Origin of the sequence: Flavobacterium amnicola, from assembly GCF_004122165.1 — a bacterium.
In the GTDB taxonomy this organism is placed as follows: Bacteria; Bacteroidota; Bacteroidia; order Flavobacteriales; family Flavobacteriaceae; genus Flavobacterium; species Flavobacterium amnicola.
On the sequence record NZ_SBKO01000003.1, the window covers coordinates 142,658 to 158,765 of the forward strand.

The following is a 16,108-nucleotide window of genomic DNA, read 5'->3' on the forward strand; positions in this document are numbered from 1 at the left end:
AAAAATATAGAGTTCCTTATTTTAAGTAAAATAAGGATGGTGTTTTTAACGTAAAATTGTGATTATTTATTTTTAGTGTCGCTTTCAATTAATCCATCTCTAAGACGTATAATGCGATGGGCATGAGAAGCAATTTCCTCTTCGTGTGTAACTAGAATTACAGTATTTCCGTTGGCATGAATTTCTCCAAAAAGTTTCATAATTTCTTCCGAAGTTTTACTGTCTAAGTTTCCTGTAGGCTCATCGGCTAAGATAATAGAAGGACGATTTACAAGGGCTCTGGCAACGGCAACACGTTGGCGTTGTCCCCCTGAAAGTTGATTGGGTTGGTGGTCCATACGATCGTCAAGGCCAACTTGTGTCAAGACTTCGGTAGCCCGAGCTTTTCTATCGCTTTTAGAATATCCGGCATAAATCATCGGCAAAGCCACATTGTCTAAGGCAGTTGTTCTTGGTAAAAGGTTGAAGGTTTGAAAAACGAATCCAATTTCTTTATTACGAATTTCAGCCAATTCATCATCTACCATTTGAGATACATCTTTGTTATTCAATATGTATTGACCTGAAGTAGGTGTGTCCAAGCAACCCAAAAGGTTCATTAATGTTGATTTTCCAGAACCAGAAGGTCCCATCAATGCCACATATTCCCCTTTATTAATTTGCAAATCGATGCCTTTTAAAACGTTAATGGTTTCATTTCCTAATTGAAAATCACGTTTGATATCGGTTATTTTGATTAATGCTTGACTCATTTGATTTTTGAAGTTTCCTATAAGTAGGCATTCCATTCAATTTGTTACACTCTTATGGTAAAATGTTCTTTTTCTTGTTCATAACGAAAGAAAACCAATCCCCATTGGAAGGTATCAATTGTTACAGTGACTTTTGGATGCTTTTTTATGATTTCCCAAGCTTCTTCCATTTCTGAAGACCAATGAATGTCATCAAAAACCCAAACTGTTTCGTTAGAAATGGTTGGCAATAAAAATTCAAAATAGTCTAAAGTGGCTTTTTTGGAATGATTGCCGTCGAAGTAGATGAATTGATAGTTTACAGTTGACGGTTTACAGTTTTTAAAGTAGGTTTCAAACTCAGTTACAACGGATTCAATATTATTGAGATTGAAAGATTGAAATTGATTTTTCGCTATCGCCGATGTTTCAGGACATCCTTCGAGTGTGGTAATTTTTGCTTTTGAATTGCCTAACGAAAGGGCAGAAGTGGCCAATCCTAAAGAAGTCCCTATTTCTAAAATTGTTTTCGGTTGAAAATAATTTACAATTCTGCACAACAATTCTGCACGTTTAGGTGTAATTCCAGCGGTTTTTGCAATCTTCGAAATTTGTCTTGAATTCGATTTGAAAACTCTTGAACCCGCTCCAAAATCGTTTACTTCAATAGTGTTATTGTTTTGAAGTAAATCCTTTCGGTAGGCTTTTAGTGTTTTATACTCAGGATAATCACTTTTATCGTAAAAACATTTGGTTACTAAATTGAACACAAACGGCGAATGGACACCGTGTTGGTTTTTGGAGTGCCAAAGGAATTTTAGGTATGATTGTATAATATGTAACATTCTTATGCCTTTTGACTATTGTCTTATCCCTTGTTTATCCTTCAATCTTAGCAGAAAGTTCAAACCAACGTTCTTCTTTCTCTTCCATCTTTTTGATTACATTCTGCAATTCGTTTGCTTTTTTCTCTATATCAGTATCGGCTACTTTTCCATCTGAAAACAGTTGTTCAATTTCTTTCTTCTTGATTTCTAAATCTTTGATTTCTCTTTCAATTTTTTGAAATTCTTTTTGCTCGTTGAAAGTCAATCCTGAAGTATTATTCTGCTGTTTCCAGTCTTTTTTCTCTGCTTTGTTGTCTTCTTTTTGCTGTACGTCGGCACTGTCTTCGTAGGCTCTAAAATCAGAATAGTTCCCAGGGAAGTTTTCAATTTCACCTTGGCCTCTAAATACAAACAAATGATCGACGATCTTGTCCATAAAGTAACGGTCGTGTGAAACCACTAACAAACAGCCAGGATAATCCAAAAGGAAACTTTCCAATACGTTTAAAGTGACAATATCCAAATCATTGGTTGGTTCATCTAAAATCAAAAAGTTCGGATTCTGAATCAAAACCGTACACAAATACAAACGTTTTAATTCGCCACCACTCAATTTTTCTACAAAATCGTATTGCTTTTTCGAATCAAAAAGGAAACGCTCCAACAATTGCGATGCCGAAATAATTTTTCCTTTCGTTAGCGGAATGTATTCTCCGTATTCTTTAATTATATCAATGACACGTTGACCTGGCTTCGGATTGATACCGCTTTGTGTGTAATACCCGATTTTTATAGTGTCACCCACTACTACTTTTCCTCCGTCAAGCGGAAGTGTTCCTGTTAGCAGATTTAAAAACGTAGATTTTCCGGTTCCATTTTTACCAATGATTCCAATTCTGGCACCGCGTTGAAAATCGAAACTGAAATCATCCAAAATCACATGGTCGCCAAACTTTTTTGAAATTTTGTGAAGCTCGATAATCTTACTTCCCATACGTTCCATATTGATTTCCAACTCGATTACGTTTTCTTTACGTCGACTTTCAGCCTTTTCTTTAATTACGTAAAAATCATCTTGACGCGATTTTGATTTGGTGGTACGTGCTTTAGGCTGGCGACGCATCCATTCCAATTCTTTTACGAATAAGTTTTTGGCTTTATCAATACTCGCATTTTCAGAACTTATGCGTTCTTCTTTTTTTTCTAAATAATACGAGTAATTGCCTTTGTATTGGTATAATTTTCCGTTGTCTAATTCAATGATTTCGTTACAAACACGTTCCAAAAAGAAACGGTCGTGTGTCACCATAAACAAGGTAATGTTTTCTTTAGCAAAATAACTTTCCAACCATTCAATCATCTCTAAATCCAAATGATTGGTAGGCTCATCCAAAATCAACAAATCGGGACGGTTGATTAAAATAATGGCTAAGGACAAACGTTTTTTCTGTCCTCCAGAAAGGTTTTTGACTTTTAGTTTAAAATCTTCTAGCTTTAATTTGAACAAAATTTGCTTGAATTGCGTTTCAAAATCCCAAGCATTGTGACGATCCATATCATCGAATGCTTTTTCATATGCCTCTGTGTCTTCTGGGTTTTCTAAGGCTTTTTCATAACGTTCAATGACGTGTAGAATTTCATTATCGGAAGCAAAAATACTTTCTTCAATCGTTAGCTCGTCTTGTAGATTATGATCTTGCGACAAAAACGCCATTTTGATGTCTTTTCGCACCACAACTTGCCCAGTATCGGGTTCGTCTTCGCCATTGATGATTTTCATGATACAAGTTTTTCCTGAACCATTTTTGGCAATGAAAGCGATTTTTTGGTCTTTGTTGATTCCGAATGAAATGTTTTCAAACAAGGTGCGTTCCCCAAACGACTTCGATATATTTTCTACTGATAAGTAATTCACAAGAGTAATTTTTTGCAAAAGTAATCTTTTGGATTGAGTTAATTATGAGGAAATAAAAAAGCTGTCATTTTAAGACAGCTTTTTTATTATTTTAAAACATCGACTTCAATTTCACTTTGATTTTGAATCTTGATGAATCCTTTTGTGTAATCTTCCTTTTTAGCAAGATAAGGATTGTCTAAAAATACTTGTGGATTGATATACATCAACGGATACCAGGAGCTTTGTACCTGAATTTGTATTTTATGCCCTTTTTTAAACGTATGCAATACGTCTTGCAGTTTAAATTTAACGGTAGTAGTTTGATTAGGAATTAAGGCTTCTGGTTTTTCGAAGCTGTTTCTAAAGCGAGCGGGCATGATTTCACTACGAACCATTTGATGGTAATTGGCTAATAAAACATTAGGTTTATCTTTGTTTTGAGGTTCGTCTACAGGATAAATGTCTATTAACTTAACTATAAAATCGGCATCCGTTGTGGTGGTTGAAATTTGTAAATTAATAGTAATCTCTCCACCTAACGTCATATCTTCCGTTAAATAATCAGTGCTAAAAGCTGCTACATCTGGTCGGTTTTCGGCAAATCTTTGGTCTTCACTCATGTAATTTCTTGGGGTGAAGCCATTCATGTCTGCGTAATTCACGCTGCTTGGAACGGGTTTGTTTGGATCACTAAAATATTCGGTATTATTAATTTGTTCTGGTTTTGTAGTAGTTAATTTGGCATTGTCGGCTAAGTAAAACTTAAGTTTAGAAGCATTTTTTGGAGGCCAACTTGTAAATTCATTCCATACTTTTTTTCCTGTGTCAAACATGTAGGCTTCAGGAAGAGACACTGCTTCTTTTTTATTTTCTTTCAAATAATGATGGAAGAATTTTTGTTCTACATTTCTTTGATAATGGGTTGCAATACTGTCTCCAAAATAGATGTCATTGTGATAATGTTTGCCATTTTCGCGACCCCATCCACCATGTGAAAAAGGTCCCATTACGATAGTGTTTTTGGCTTTTGGATTATTTTTTTCAATGGTTTTGTAGATGTTTAGAGGACCGTAAAGGTCTTCGGCGTCAAACCATCCACCAACGGTCAATACCGCATGATTGATATTTTTTAAATGGGGTAATAAGTTTCTTTTTTGCCAAAAATCATCGTAATTAGGATGATTCATGATTTCCTGCATGAAAAAATTGTCTTTATAATATTTGTCAACACCATCTTTTAGAGTTCCCATCTCGTTGTAAAAGAGAGAACCATCTTTAGAGGTTGGTTTAATCAATTGATTCTCGTACCAATCATCTTGTTCTGCTTTGTTTTTTTGAACACCAAAAACGGGGAATGTTTTGAAATAACCCATTAAAAATGAGCCATTGTGATGAAAATCGTCAAAGAAAAAATCAGAAATTGGAGCCTGAGGTGAAGAAGCCACTAATGCAGGATGATTGGCCAATGTACCAACAGCGCTGTAAAATCCTGGGTAGGAGGTGCCATATTGTCCCACTTTGCCGTTATTATTCGGGATATTTTTAATTAACCATTCTACAGTGTCATAAGTGTCGGTACTTTCGTCTGTGTCTTTTTTGCTTTTGTGAACCACTTGTGGAGTCATGTTAGTGAAAGTTCCTTCACTCATGTATCTTCCACGAACATCTTGATACACAAAGATATATTTGTCCTGTGCTAAAAATTTGTTTGGACCTAAGTTTCTAGGGAATTTGTTCTCTCCATAAGGGGCAACACTATAACAGGTGCGTTGCATTAAAAAAGGGTATGTTTTCGTTTTAGAAATGTCTTTAGGAATATAAATACTGGTAAATAATTTTACACCATCACGCATAGTAATGTAAACCTCTTTTTTGTCGAATTCTTTTTCAAGTTGATTTTGTGAGCAGACACTAATGGTAAATAATAGTAGAATGGTTTTAATGACTATTTTCATGATTTTTACATAATTTGACTATAAAAGTAGAAATAAAATTTTAAGCAGGGTTAATTTTTACTATTTGTGATTAATAGTTATTTTCGCATTATGCAATTATCAATAATTATCCTCAATTATAACGTCCGCTATTTTCTCGAGCAATGTGTTTTAAGTGTTCAAAAAGCAATTCAAGACATTGATGGTGAAATTATTGTGGTCGATAATAATTCTTCCGATGATAGTTGCGCGATGATGAAACAGCGTTTTCCAAATGTCAAACTCATCGAAAATAAAGAAAATTTAGGTTTTCCAAAAGGAAACAATATTGGTGTGGCAGAAGCCAAAGGCGAATACATTTGTATTCTCAATCCTGATACGGTGGTTGCGGAAGATACTTTTAGTAAAGTCATTGCGAGGTACGAAGCAATCTCTTCAAGTGTAGGAATAATCGGTTGTAAACTTATCGATGGCACCGGAAATTTTCTTCCCGAATGCAAGCGTGGTGTGCCCACTCCTTGGGTTGCCTTGACCAAAATTTTTGGGTTGTACCAATTTTTTCCAAAATCTAGTTTGTTCAATAAATATTACGCACAACACTTATCCGAAAGTGAATCGGGAAAAGTAGATATTTTAGTCGGTGCTTTTATGGTTATGAAACGAGAGTTATATCTTGAAGTGGGTGGTTTTGACGAAAACTGTTTCATGTATTCCGATGATATTGATTTGAGTTATATGGTTTTAAAAAGTGGTAACTCGAATTTTTACTTTCATGAAACTTCAGTCATTCATTACAAAGGGGAAAGCACGGTTCGTGACGAAAAATATGTCCAACGCTTTCGAGAAGCGATGCAGTTTTTTTATAAAAAGCATTTTGGAGGGTCGTTTCTATTTAATGTTTTGATGAAAATAGGCGCTTTTGTTTTTTCCATAGTTAAGAAAAGTCAGCAAAAAAACACGATTCGCAAAACTGATAAAATCATTTTTTTCTCGAAGGAAGAAAAGCATTCCATGAATTTGAAATACGATGAAATCAAAAATGATTTCAATCAATTCGAAAATATTCCAAAGCAAAATATTGAGATTATTTTCGATATCCAATCATTTTCATACAAAGAAATAATTGCTTTTATGGAAAAATACAAAGCTAACAATCTCACTTTCAAGAACTACATTCCGAATTCGGAATTTTTAATCGGAAGTAATCATGCCAACGATATCGGACAAGTAATTAATTTAACAAAAAATGACTGATTCGTGACATTGCGAATGAAAAATTGTTAATTTTGCAAACCAAATACGAAAACACAACTATAGTTTAAAGATATGGCAAAGTTTGAATTGAAATTGCCCAAAATGGGAGAAAGTGTTGCAGAAGCAACCGTTACCAACTGGTTAAAACAAGTTGGAGATAAAATTGAAATGGATGAAGCAGTACTTGAAATTGCTACGGATAAAGTAGATAGTGAAGTGCCTTCTGAAGTTGCGGGAACACTTGTTGAAATTCTTTTCAATACCGATGACGTAGTACAAGTGGGTCAAACCATTGCTATCATCGAAACGGAAGGTGGTGCTGTAGTGGCTGAAGCTCCTAAAGCGGAAGTAGTGGCTGCTCCAGTGGCTGAAGTGGCTAAAACAGTTGAAGCAGCAAAAGAAGCCGTTGCTCCAGCAAATTTCTCTGATTCGGATAAATTTTTCTCTCCATTAGTGAAAAATATAGCAAAAGAAGAAGGAATTTCATTGGCTGAATTAGAATCCATTCAAGGTTCTGGTAAAGACGGTCGTGTCAATAAAGAAGATTTATTAAATTATATCAAAAATAGAGGAAGTCAGCCAGCTACAAAAGTAGCAGCTCCAGCGGTAGTCGCTGCTCCAGTTCAAACATCCACACCTGCAGTTCCGGTATCGGTTAACGGTGGAGATGAAATTGTAGAAATGGACAGAATGCGTAAGCTTATTTCTGGTTACATGGTGGCTTCGGTTCAAACATCTGCACACGTACAATCGTTCATCGAAGTGGATGTTACGAATATTGTGAAATGGAGAGATAAAGTGAAAGCGGCTTTCGAAAAGCGTGAAGGTGAAAAACTAACGTTTACACCAATCATGATGGAAGCTGTTGCCAAAGCTTTGAAAGATTTCCCTGGAATGAACATTTCTGTTGATGGTGAATTCATCATCAAACGTAAAAATATCAACTTAGGTATGGCGGCGGCTTTACCAAACGGAAACTTAATCGTTCCTGTAATTAAAAATGCAGACCAATTGAACTTGGTGGGTATGGCAAAAGCAGTAAATGATTTAGGAAACCGTGCCAAAGCTGGAAAATTAAAACCAGACGATACGCAAGGTGGAACTTATACAGTAACGAATGTAGGAACTTTTGGTTCTGTTTTCGGAACACCAATTATCAATCAACCTCAAGTAGGTATTTTAGCGTTAGGAGCGATTAGAAAAGTGCCTGCGGTTATTGAAACTCCAGAAGGTGATTTTATCGGAATCCGTCAAAAAATGTTCTTATCACACTCTTACGATCACAGAGTTGTTGATGGTGCATTGGGAGGAAGCTTCGTGAAACGCGTTGCCGATTATCTTGAAGCTTTTGATGTAAATAGAGATTTTTAATACATCCTATTAATAATATTAAACCCGATAGGTTGTAACCTATCGGGTTTTTTTATCTTTGCTATTCAAATAAATAAAATGGAACTTAAACTCAATCGACCAATTTGCTTTTTCGACCTTGAAACGACTGGAATAGATGTAGCCAGAGATCGAATTGTAGAAATTGCTATAGTAAAAATATTTCCCAACGGAAACAAAGAAAGTAAAACTTGGTTAGTCAATCCAACGATTCCAATTCCACCTCACGCAACAGCCGTTCATGGAATTACCAATGAAAAAGTTGCCGGAGAACCGACTTTTAAGGAGTTAGCCTCGCAAATTCATAATATGATTAAAGATTCGGATTTGGCTGGATTTAATTCGGACCGATTCGATATTCCATTGTTAGCGGAAGAATTGTTACGTGCAGAAGTCGATTTCGATATGAAAAATCGTGTTTCTGTCGATGTCCAAACTATCTTTCATAAAATGGAAGAACGTACCCTAAGTGCGGCATATAAATTTTATTGTGGGCAAAGCCTTGAAAATGCTCATAGCGCCGAAGCTGATACGGAAGCAACGTATGAAATACTAAAAGCCCAATTGGAACGTTATCCTGAATTGGAAAATGATATGAAATCGCTTTCTGAATTTACAACCCGTAAGAAATCGGTTGATTTTGCTGGTTTTATTGCTTTAAACGCCGAAGGTCAAGAAATATTTACGTTTGGAAAACATAAGGGTGCTTTGGTAGATGAAGTGTTGGATAAAGAGCCCGGTTATTTCGGTTGGATTCAAAATGCGGATTTTCCATTATACACTAAAAAAGTGCTAACAGGAATTAAATTAAGAAAGTTAAATACGAAACAGTAAAAGGTGACTTCGAGAGCCTCAGTCACCGGTTGGCTGAGGCTCTCGAAGTCAACTAATAAAGAATTGTACTAGAATGAAAATAATCTGTATAGGTCGTAATTACGCTGACCATATTTCGGAATTAAATAATGAACGCCCAGATGAACCGGTTATCTTTTTGAAGCCGGATTCTTCTATTTTGTTAAAACAACATCCTTTTGTGATCCCTGAATTTTCGGATGATGTACATCATGAAGTAGAGGTTTTAGTCAAAATTAATAAGGTGGGTAAATATATTGATCCTAAATTCGCTCATAAATATTATGACGAAATCGGATTAGGGATTGATTTTACGGCTCGTGATTTACAAAGTAAGCTCAAAGAAAAAGGTTTGCCATGGGAAAAAGCAAAAGCTTTTGACGGTTCAGCGGTAATAAGTGACTTTTTATCGATAAAAGAATTCGATTCGCTAGAAAATATTAACTTTGAGTTAAGGAACAATTCGCAAATTGTTCAGTCTGGAAATACCAATCAAATGCTGTGGAAAATAGATGAAATCATATCTGTTGTGTCTCAGTATTTTACGTTAAAAAAAGGAGATGTTATTTTTACAGGTACCCCGGCAGGTGTGGCAAAAATAAATCCAAATGATGTTTTAGAAGGGTTTTTAGAAAATAGACAAATGTTTAAGATTCAAATAAAATAAATGGCAATACATTATAATTTAGCAAAAGTATATGCAATTTCTGATGACGACGCTGATTTTGTTCGTCAAATTATCACACTTTTTGTAGAAGAGGTACCTGAAGATGTTAAACAGATTAAGGTTGGCATTAAAGCCAAAGATTATGCTCAGGCATACAGTTATGCACACAAAACCAAACCAACATTAGATTTGTTAGGGATGGATGCTGCTAAAGAAGAAATTCTTCAAATTGAACAATGGACTCGTGATCAAGGTAAAAAGAAAGAAATCAAAGAAGTCTATAAAAGCCTACAAACTAGAATTGAAGCGGCACTTGAAGAAGTGAAGAAAGATTTCAGTATTTAATAGGTTTATCGCTTATTGTTTCCAAGTATTTATTCATAAATGTTAAAAAATGAAAGCAGCTATTGTAACTATAGGTGACGAAATTCTAATTGGTCAAATTGTAGATACCAATTCGGGATTTATTGCTAAATCGTTGGATAAAATTGGAGTGAGAGTACACGAAATGCTTTCCATTTCAGATGACAAACAACATATTTTAGAAACGCTTTCAAAACTTCAAAATAAAGTGGAAGTAGTCGTCATTACAGGAGGTTTAGGACCTACCAAAGATGATATTACCAAAAAAACATTGTGCGAATACATGCAGGATACTTTGGTTTCTGATGAAAAAGTATTGGCACATGTAACACAACTTATCGAGCAATATTTTAAGCGACCAATTACACAAGTAAATAAAGATCAAGCTTTGGTTCCTTCTCAATCCGAAGTGCTCTTCAATCAAGTGGGAACTGCTCCGGGAATGTGGATGGAAAAAGAAAATACTGTTTTTATTTCCTTGCCAGGTGTTCCATTTGAAATGAAATACTTAACAGAAAATGAAGTCATTCCACGACTTGTAAAAAAATACAAACGACCCTATATTGTTCATAAAACGTTATTGACATATGGTGTAGGGGAGAGTCTATTAGCGGAACGGATAGAATCTTGGGAAGACAATTTACCTGAATTTATTAAGTTGGCTTATCTACCTAGTCCTGGACGCGTTCGATTGCGTTTAACAGCCAGAGGAAAGGATGAGAATGTTTTATTGGAAGCGGTTCAATACCAAATTGAATTGCTACAACCACAAATAAGCGATTGTCTCATTGGTTTAGACGAAGAGGATACTTTGGAAGTGGTTTTAGGTCGAATGCTGACTTCCCAATCGAAAACTATTGCGACTGCTGAAAGTTGTACAGGAGGTAAAATTGCCTCGCTGTTGACTTCCGTTTCGGGTGCTTCCAACTATTTTAAAGGAAGTATTGTAAGTTATGCCACTGAGGTAAAAAATACCGTTTTGCACGTTTCAGAAGAAGTTATAAAAAACTACTCCGTTGTGAGTGAACAAGTTGCAATTGAAATGGCTTTAAATGCTCAAAAAATACTGCAAACAGACTATGCAATTGCTACTACTGGCAACGCCGGACCTACAAAAGGCGATGCTGATGCCGAAGTGGGAACAGTTTTTATAGCCATTGCCACTCCAAAAGGGGTTTTTTGCGAAGAATTTAACTTCGGTCAGCCTCGTGAAAAAGTCATTGATAGAGCGGTAAACAAAGGATTAGAGTTGGTTTATAAAGAAATTTTAAAAAACTGATAAAAATATTTTGCGTAATCGTTTTCTTTTTTGTTACTTTGCACCCTGATTTTGAATAACGATAAAAGATAAGATAATGTCAAGAGTTTGTGACCTTACAGGAAAAAGAGCGATGGTAGGAAATAACGTTTCTCACGCTATGAACAAGACTAAGAGAAAATTCTCTGTTAACTTGGTTAAAAAACGTTTTTACCTTCCTGAAGAAGACAGATGGATTACTCTAAGAGTAGCTGCTTCTACAATTAAAACGATTAACAAAAACGGAATTTCTGCGGTTCTTAAAAAAGCACAAGCAGACGGATTTATCAAATAATCTGTTCCTAAATAACTATATAGCAAGATGGCAAAGAAAGGTAATAGAATCCAAGTAATTTTAGAATGTACTGAGCACAAAACTTCTGGCGTAGCTGGAACGTCTCGTTACATCACGACTAAAAACAAAAAGAATACTCCAGACAGATTAGAGATTAAAAAATTTAATCCAATCTTAAAGAGAGTAACTGTACACAAAGAGATTAAATAATTAGAAGGTATTTATCTTCAAATAAAATAGTATAAGTCATGGCAAAGAAAACCGTTGCAACGTTACAAACAGCTTCTAAGAGATTATCTAAAGCAATCAAAATGGTAAAATCACCTAAAACTGGTGCTTACACATTTGTTGAAGCAATCATGTCTCCAGAAGAAGTAGATACTTTCTTACAAAAGAAATAATCTTATCTATTCAATATACTAAAGCTACTTTCCTTGGGAAGTAGCTTTTTTATTTTATATTTGTACTGATTTTTAGAAGCCAATCAACAGTACTTTTTTTAAAAGTAATTCCTGCTGTTCGCGCTACACGGTAGCTTGCTTCCATCAGGGCTAATTACAAACACTAGGCTGCTATTAAACAAACTCATAACTCATAATTCATAACTTAAAATGAGCTTTTTTAAAAAACTATTTTCTTCCGAAAAAAAAGACTCGAGCCTTAGTCATGAGGCAAAAGAAACACTAGATAAAGGTCTTGAAAAATCAAGCACCTCCTTTTTATCCAAATTGACCAAAGCCGTTGCCGGTAAATCTAAAGTAGATGATGATGTTTTAGATAATTTAGAAGAAGTATTGGTAACTTCTGATGTGGGTGTAAATACGACTCTAAAAATCATCGAACGCATTGAAGAACGCGTTTCGAAAGATAAATATTTAGGAACGGAAGAATTGAATATAATTCTTCGCGAAGAAATTGCAAGTTTATTATCGGAAACGAATTCCGGGGAAGAAACAGAATTCACTATTCCAGCCAACAAAAAACCGTATGTTATTATGGTGGTAGGTGTCAATGGTGTTGGTAAAACAACAACCATCGGTAAACTTGCCAATCAATTTAAAAATGCAGGTTATAAAGTGGTGTTAGGAGCTGCCGATACTTTCCGTGCGGCCGCGATTGATCAATTGCAAATTTGGGCGGATAGAGTAGGTGTGCCCATCGTAAAACAACAAATGGGAAGTGATCCTGCTTCGGTTGCGTTTGATACCTTACAAAGCGCGGTTTCGCAAGATGCCGATGTGGTTATCATCGATACTGCGGGACGTTTGCACAATAAGGTTGGTTTAATGAACGAATTGACTAAAGTGAAACGTGTCATGCAAAAAGTGGTAGAAGATGCACCTCATGATGTACTATTGGTTTTAGATGGTTCTACCGGTCAAAATGCTTTCGAACAAGCCAAAGAGTTTACTGCAGCTACAGAAGTTACCTGTCTAGCGGTTACAAAGCTTGACGGAACGGCAAAAGGTGGTGTGGTAATTGGTATTTCAGATCAATTTCAAATTCCTGTAAAATATATCGGAGTAGGTGAAGGTATTAATGACCTACAAGTGTTTAACAAATACGAATTTGTAGATTCATTTTTCAAATAATTATGTTACAAAATTTTAAACCGCTGCATTTGTTTTTATTTGCTACTTCAGCCTTGTTGTTAGCACGAACGGTAAGTAATTTATATCTTGAGTTGGGTTGTTATATGCTAGCTTTAGTGTTGTACATTCTAGCGCTTGTCAAGTTTCAGAAAAATAAATAAGATCTTTTTATTAGATATAAAAAAGCCAACCGTTAGGTTGGCTTTTTCTTTTATAATGGAGTTGTGTTTTACACCGCTCCTAATGTATACAATTGTTCCATTGTTGGTGATTTACTTCCACCCGCCGGTTCTAAGGTAATTCCGAAAGCTTCTGCATCTCCTGTATTACTAACCGCGAAAAAGCGACTATTATTTTCATTAAAATCACCCAATAAACCAATGCTTGTTGGTGTTAAGGTAGGTTTTAATTTTAATGACCAAACTTGATAGACCATTCCTTTTGGAGGTTCTGGTAATCCAGAAGCATCTACATACACCACTTGAGTATCCTTGTTCCAATATACTTTTGCTGATGAACTTGGTGAGACTGTTTGTCCAGCTAAGGCAACAACCGTATTTTTGGCGTCGCGAATAACGGTCAACGCCTCGTTGGTTTGTTTGTTTTTCGTTTCGGTCGACACTACCACTTCATTTAATTTTGATTTTTCCTTTTCCAATGTTACAATTTCATTTTCAAAAGAAATTTGTCGGTTGTATAAATAGCCAATACCCAGTAATAAAACTGCTGCCGCTGCCCAACCAATATAATTTGAAGTAGATTTTGGTTTTAATTCTATAACCTTAGCCGCATGCTTAATTTCTAATTGGGACTTAATTTTAGAGAAATTTTCAACCGATAAAAAAGGTGAAAAACTGGTAGAAAGCGCCAGAATAGATTTTTCAATAGACGTAATTTCGTCTTCTATTTCTTTGTGCTTTTTAGCCATTTCAGCGATCTCCATATTTTGGTCTTCTTCTAATAAACCATACACATAGAGTTCTAAAATTCCGGATTCTATATATTCTTTTGTTTCCATTATACTTGCAAAAAGTTTCTTAAATCGTTAATACAATTTCTATTATTAGTTTTAACCGTTCCCAAAGGAATTTCTAATTCCTCAGAAGCTTCTTGTTGTGTATAGCCTTTAAAAAATAATAAATCGATTAAAGCAATACATTTTGGTTTCAACTTTTTAATAAATTCTTGAATTCCAATAGCATCAATCTTATTAATGAATTTGTTATTGTCTTCAAATAGATGTACGAAATTTTCGGAGGATAGGTTTTTTTTAGAGTTGTTAAAATTTTTAGAACGCATTTTATCAATACTAGAGTTTCTAGCAATATTTAACATCCAGGTGTAAAATCGCCCTTTTGATTCATTGTAAGAATCTATGTTTTTCCATATTTTAATAAATACTTCTTGTAAGGTATCTTCCGCCTCCTCTCTGTCTTTAATTATATTTGAAATGATAGCAAACAAACTTTTGGCATACATATCATATAAGACATTATAAGCACGATTGTCTTTTTTTTGTATTAATAGTAAAACATCTTCTTGTGACATACATCAGATTTTTTTGAGTTATACAAATCTAATTAAACTTTTCCATAAATCTAAGAATTCTATTACAAGTATTTAATACTATGAATAATAAGGGTTTAACAATATTTCTAAATTATTTTAACCTTTTTTAAAACCATACCAAACAATTCTGCGTATATCACTTTATAATCATTAAAAAATATACAAAATGAAAAAATCAAGAATTTATTTAGGTCTGTCGCTTGTTGCGATTTCGGGTCTATTGTTAATTGCTGCCGATCACGCTGATGCACCAGCAGTAACAGGTAATGGAAATGACATCACGGATGTTTATGCTTTTCAAGGAGAAAACACAAGCAACATGGTATTTGTTGTGAACACTCAAGGATTACTGTCTCCTAGCGCTACAGGAAGTGCTACATTTAAAGAAAATGTAATGACAGAAATTAATATCGACAATAATGGAGACAATATTGAAGATTTAGTGATTCAAGCAATAAAAAGAGGTAGTAAAATGTATTTCTTTGGACCAACAGCTCCTGGAACTCCGGGGACTTCAAGTACTGTTAAAACATCAGCTGCTGCAGGAAGTGTTGAAATTTCTAAATATGGTAAAACGCCAAATATAGTTACTTCAAATGGAATGAAATTTTTTGCAGGACCAAGAGATGATCCTTTCTTTTTCGATTTAAATCAGTACAAAGCCATTCTTGCTGGAACTGCAGGTGGATTTAATAATCCAGGTACTGATACGTTCGCAGGAACAAATGTTTTAGCTACTATTATTGAAGTACCAAAAACAATGCTAGGTTCTTCTTCAACAATAAATGTTTGGGCAGAAACAAAACAAAAACAATAATTTAAATAATTAATTAAAAGAAATTTCACATGAAAACAAATAGAACCAAATTTTTAGCAATTGCTATTCTTACAACAGCCGTTTTAGTGAGTTGTAATAATGATGATGATGTTGTTGTGACACCTGTAATTCCTGCAACTGATTTTTCAGGAACGTATGTACAAAAGGATCAAATGGCTAGACCCGCAATTAATACCGTTTTTATTGCATCAGGCACTCCAAAAGATAACTTTAACATGACAACTCCTTCTACAATGGGAGCGACTTATCAATCTGTTTTTCAATCAAGATTATTGGCTTTAAATCCTGGGTATACCACTAACGCATTAGGACAAACTGCGGCGCAATTTACTGGGCTTTTAGCTACAGATGTGCTTGGTGTAGCGAAATCAGGAACAACTACATTTTTTGATGGAGTAAACGTTCTTACAGGTCGTGCACTTGCTGACGACGTAATCGATACGGAACTATTATTAATTTTTGGTGGACCAACTGGTGGTTCAAATCCTGGATTAACTTCAGATAATGTAGATGCTAACGATAAAGCATTTTCGACTTCATTTCCTTACTTAGCTTCTGCTTGGTAATAAGTATTTTAAAAAAGAGCGCAGACCTACTGATGCG

Annotated in this window: 18 protein-coding genes; 12 read left to right on the forward strand and 6 right to left on the reverse strand. The window is 35.0% G+C overall.

What is annotated here, in order from left to right:
- Positions 1-62 precede the first annotated feature (62 nt).
- The 4 genes from EQG63_RS08930 to EQG63_RS08945 all read right to left on the reverse strand — a co-directional run bounded on the left by EQG63_RS08930 (position 63) and on the right by EQG63_RS08945 (position 5,410).
- Positions 63-752 carry an ABC transporter ATP-binding protein gene (locus EQG63_RS08930; RefSeq protein ID WP_129436029.1) on the reverse strand — a complete coding sequence of 230 codons (690 nt, stop codon included), beginning with the start codon at positions 750-752 and terminating at the stop codon, positions 63-65.
- 44 nt (positions 753-796) lie between these two features.
- Positions 797-1,576, reverse strand: coding sequence for an O-methyltransferase (locus tag EQG63_RS08935; RefSeq protein WP_129436030.1), 780 nt, complete (start codon positions 1,574-1,576; stop codon positions 797-799).
- Between the two features lie 34 nt (positions 1,577-1,610).
- Positions 1,611-3,473, reverse strand: a complete 1,863-nt coding sequence (locus tag EQG63_RS08940; RefSeq protein WP_129436031.1) for an ABC-F family ATP-binding cassette domain-containing protein — start codon at positions 3,471-3,473, stop codon at positions 1,611-1,613.
- A gap of 86 nt (positions 3,474-3,559) precedes the next feature.
- Positions 3,560-5,410: a CocE/NonD family hydrolase gene (locus tag EQG63_RS08945; RefSeq protein WP_129436032.1), complete on the reverse strand. Its 1,851-nt coding sequence runs from the start codon at positions 5,408-5,410 to the stop codon at positions 3,560-3,562.
- Positions 5,411-5,500: 90 nt separating this feature from the next.
- Here EQG63_RS08945 and EQG63_RS08950 point away from each other — a divergent pair, with 90 nt between their 5' ends.
- From EQG63_RS08950 to ftsY, 10 genes are all read left to right on the forward strand, one after another.
- Entirely contained in the window at positions 5,501-6,643 is a 1,143-nt protein-coding gene (locus EQG63_RS08950; RefSeq protein WP_129436033.1) for a glycosyltransferase family 2 protein, read from the forward strand.
- 72 nt (positions 6,644-6,715) lie between these two features.
- On the forward strand, positions 6,716-8,014 hold the full coding sequence (locus tag EQG63_RS08955; protein ID WP_129436034.1) for a dihydrolipoamide acetyltransferase family protein: 1,299 nt from the start codon (positions 6,716-6,718) through the stop codon (positions 8,012-8,014).
- Between the two features lie 78 nt (positions 8,015-8,092).
- Positions 8,093-8,866 (forward strand): 3'-5' exonuclease, encoded by a 774-nt coding sequence (locus EQG63_RS08960; RefSeq protein ID WP_129436035.1) that lies wholly within the window; start codon positions 8,093-8,095, stop codon positions 8,864-8,866.
- 73 nt (positions 8,867-8,939) lie between these two features.
- Positions 8,940-9,551, forward strand: a complete 612-nt coding sequence (locus EQG63_RS08965) for a fumarylacetoacetate hydrolase family protein (RefSeq protein WP_129436036.1) — start codon at positions 8,940-8,942, stop codon at positions 9,549-9,551.
- Positions 9,552-9,896 (forward strand): Hpt domain-containing protein, encoded by a 345-nt coding sequence (locus EQG63_RS08970; RefSeq protein ID WP_129436037.1) that lies wholly within the window; start codon positions 9,552-9,554, stop codon positions 9,894-9,896. It begins immediately after the preceding gene.
- A gap of 49 nt (positions 9,897-9,945) precedes the next feature.
- Positions 9,946-11,193, forward strand: coding sequence for a CinA family nicotinamide mononucleotide deamidase-related protein (locus EQG63_RS08975; RefSeq protein WP_129436038.1), 1,248 nt, complete (start codon positions 9,946-9,948; stop codon positions 11,191-11,193).
- Positions 11,194-11,269: 76 nt separating this feature from the next.
- Positions 11,270-11,506, forward strand: a complete 237-nt coding sequence (gene rpmB / locus EQG63_RS08980; RefSeq protein ID WP_073309425.1) for a 50S ribosomal protein L28 — start codon at positions 11,270-11,272, stop codon at positions 11,504-11,506.
- A 27-nt stretch (positions 11,507-11,533) separates the two neighbouring features.
- Positions 11,534-11,716: a 50S ribosomal protein L33 gene (rpmG, locus tag EQG63_RS08985; RefSeq protein ID WP_017495179.1), complete on the forward strand. Its 183-nt coding sequence runs from the start codon at positions 11,534-11,536 to the stop codon at positions 11,714-11,716.
- 38 nt (positions 11,717-11,754) lie between these two features.
- Positions 11,755-11,907: a DUF4295 domain-containing protein gene (locus EQG63_RS08990; RefSeq protein WP_129436039.1), complete on the forward strand. Its 153-nt coding sequence runs from the start codon at positions 11,755-11,757 to the stop codon at positions 11,905-11,907.
- 210 nt (positions 11,908-12,117) lie between these two features.
- On the forward strand, positions 12,118-13,098 hold the full coding sequence (gene ftsY / locus EQG63_RS08995) for a signal recognition particle-docking protein FtsY (RefSeq protein WP_129436040.1): 981 nt from the start codon (positions 12,118-12,120) through the stop codon (positions 13,096-13,098).
- 229 nt (positions 13,099-13,327) lie between these two features.
- On the opposite strand, the gene EQG63_RS09000 is transcribed toward ftsY, so the two are convergent.
- Together EQG63_RS09000 and EQG63_RS09005 are read right to left on the reverse strand one after the other, a co-directional pair.
- Positions 13,328-14,116 carry an anti-sigma factor gene (locus EQG63_RS09000; RefSeq protein ID WP_129436041.1) on the reverse strand — a complete coding sequence of 263 codons (789 nt, stop codon included), beginning with the start codon at positions 14,114-14,116 and terminating at the stop codon, positions 13,328-13,330.
- A complete protein-coding gene (locus EQG63_RS09005; protein ID WP_129436042.1) occupies positions 14,116-14,646 on the reverse strand; it encodes an RNA polymerase sigma factor in 531 nt (176 codons plus the stop codon). The genes EQG63_RS09000 and EQG63_RS09005 overlap by 1 nt, the downstream gene beginning before the upstream one ends.
- A gap of 187 nt (positions 14,647-14,833) precedes the next feature.
- Between EQG63_RS09005 and EQG63_RS09010 the strand changes: the two genes are divergently transcribed.
- Positions 14,834-15,484, forward strand: a complete 651-nt coding sequence (locus EQG63_RS09010; RefSeq protein ID WP_129436043.1) for a DUF4331 family protein — start codon at positions 14,834-14,836, stop codon at positions 15,482-15,484.
- 29 nt (positions 15,485-15,513) lie between these two features.
- Complete coding sequence (locus EQG63_RS09015) at positions 15,514-16,071, forward strand: DUF4331 family protein (protein ID WP_129436044.1); 558 nt, start codon at positions 15,514-15,516, stop codon at positions 16,069-16,071.
- The last annotated feature ends 37 nt before the right edge of the window (positions 16,072-16,108 follow it).

What these genes read in the sequence shown, in the direction of transcription:
- EQG63_RS08960 (WP_129436035.1), top strand. Translation starts at nt 8,093, where the DNA reads ATGGAACTTAAACTCAATCGACCAATTTGCTTTTTCGACCTTGAAACG.
- EQG63_RS08945 (WP_129436032.1), bottom strand. Translation starts at nt 5,410, where the DNA reads ATGAAAATAGTCATTAAAACCATTCTACTATTATTTACCATTAGTGTC.
- EQG63_RS08970 (WP_129436037.1), top strand. Translation starts at nt 9,552, where the DNA reads ATGGCAATACATTATAATTTAGCAAAAGTATATGCAATTTCTGATGAC.
- ftsY (WP_129436040.1), top strand. Translation starts at nt 12,118, where the DNA reads ATGAGCTTTTTTAAAAAACTATTTTCTTCCGAAAAAAAAGACTCGAGC.
- EQG63_RS08975 (WP_129436038.1), top strand. Translation starts at nt 9,946, where the DNA reads ATGAAAGCAGCTATTGTAACTATAGGTGACGAAATTCTAATTGGTCAA.
- EQG63_RS08955 (WP_129436034.1), top strand. Translation starts at nt 6,716, where the DNA reads ATGGCAAAGTTTGAATTGAAATTGCCCAAAATGGGAGAAAGTGTTGCA.
- EQG63_RS08990 (WP_129436039.1), top strand. Translation starts at nt 11,755, where the DNA reads ATGGCAAAGAAAACCGTTGCAACGTTACAAACAGCTTCTAAGAGATTA.
- EQG63_RS09000 (WP_129436041.1), bottom strand. Translation starts at nt 14,116, where the DNA reads ATGGAAACAAAAGAATATATAGAATCCGGAATTTTAGAACTCTATGTG.
- EQG63_RS09010 (WP_129436043.1), top strand. Translation starts at nt 14,834, where the DNA reads ATGAAAAAATCAAGAATTTATTTAGGTCTGTCGCTTGTTGCGATTTCG.
- EQG63_RS08930 (WP_129436029.1), bottom strand. Translation starts at nt 752, where the DNA reads ATGAGTCAAGCATTAATCAAAATAACCGATATCAAACGTGATTTTCAA.
- EQG63_RS09015 (WP_129436044.1), top strand. Translation starts at nt 15,514, where the DNA reads ATGAAAACAAATAGAACCAAATTTTTAGCAATTGCTATTCTTACAACA.
- rpmB (WP_073309425.1), top strand. Translation starts at nt 11,270, where the DNA reads ATGTCAAGAGTTTGTGACCTTACAGGAAAAAGAGCGATGGTAGGAAAT.
- EQG63_RS09005 (WP_129436042.1), bottom strand. Translation starts at nt 14,646, where the DNA reads ATGTCACAAGAAGATGTTTTACTATTAATACAAAAAAAAGACAATCGT.
- EQG63_RS08935 (WP_129436030.1), bottom strand. Translation starts at nt 1,576, where the DNA reads ATGTTACATATTATACAATCATACCTAAAATTCCTTTGGCACTCCAAA.
- EQG63_RS08965 (WP_129436036.1), top strand. Translation starts at nt 8,940, where the DNA reads ATGAAAATAATCTGTATAGGTCGTAATTACGCTGACCATATTTCGGAA.
- rpmG (WP_017495179.1), top strand. Translation starts at nt 11,534, where the DNA reads ATGGCAAAGAAAGGTAATAGAATCCAAGTAATTTTAGAATGTACTGAG.
- EQG63_RS08950 (WP_129436033.1), top strand. Translation starts at nt 5,501, where the DNA reads ATGCAATTATCAATAATTATCCTCAATTATAACGTCCGCTATTTTCTC.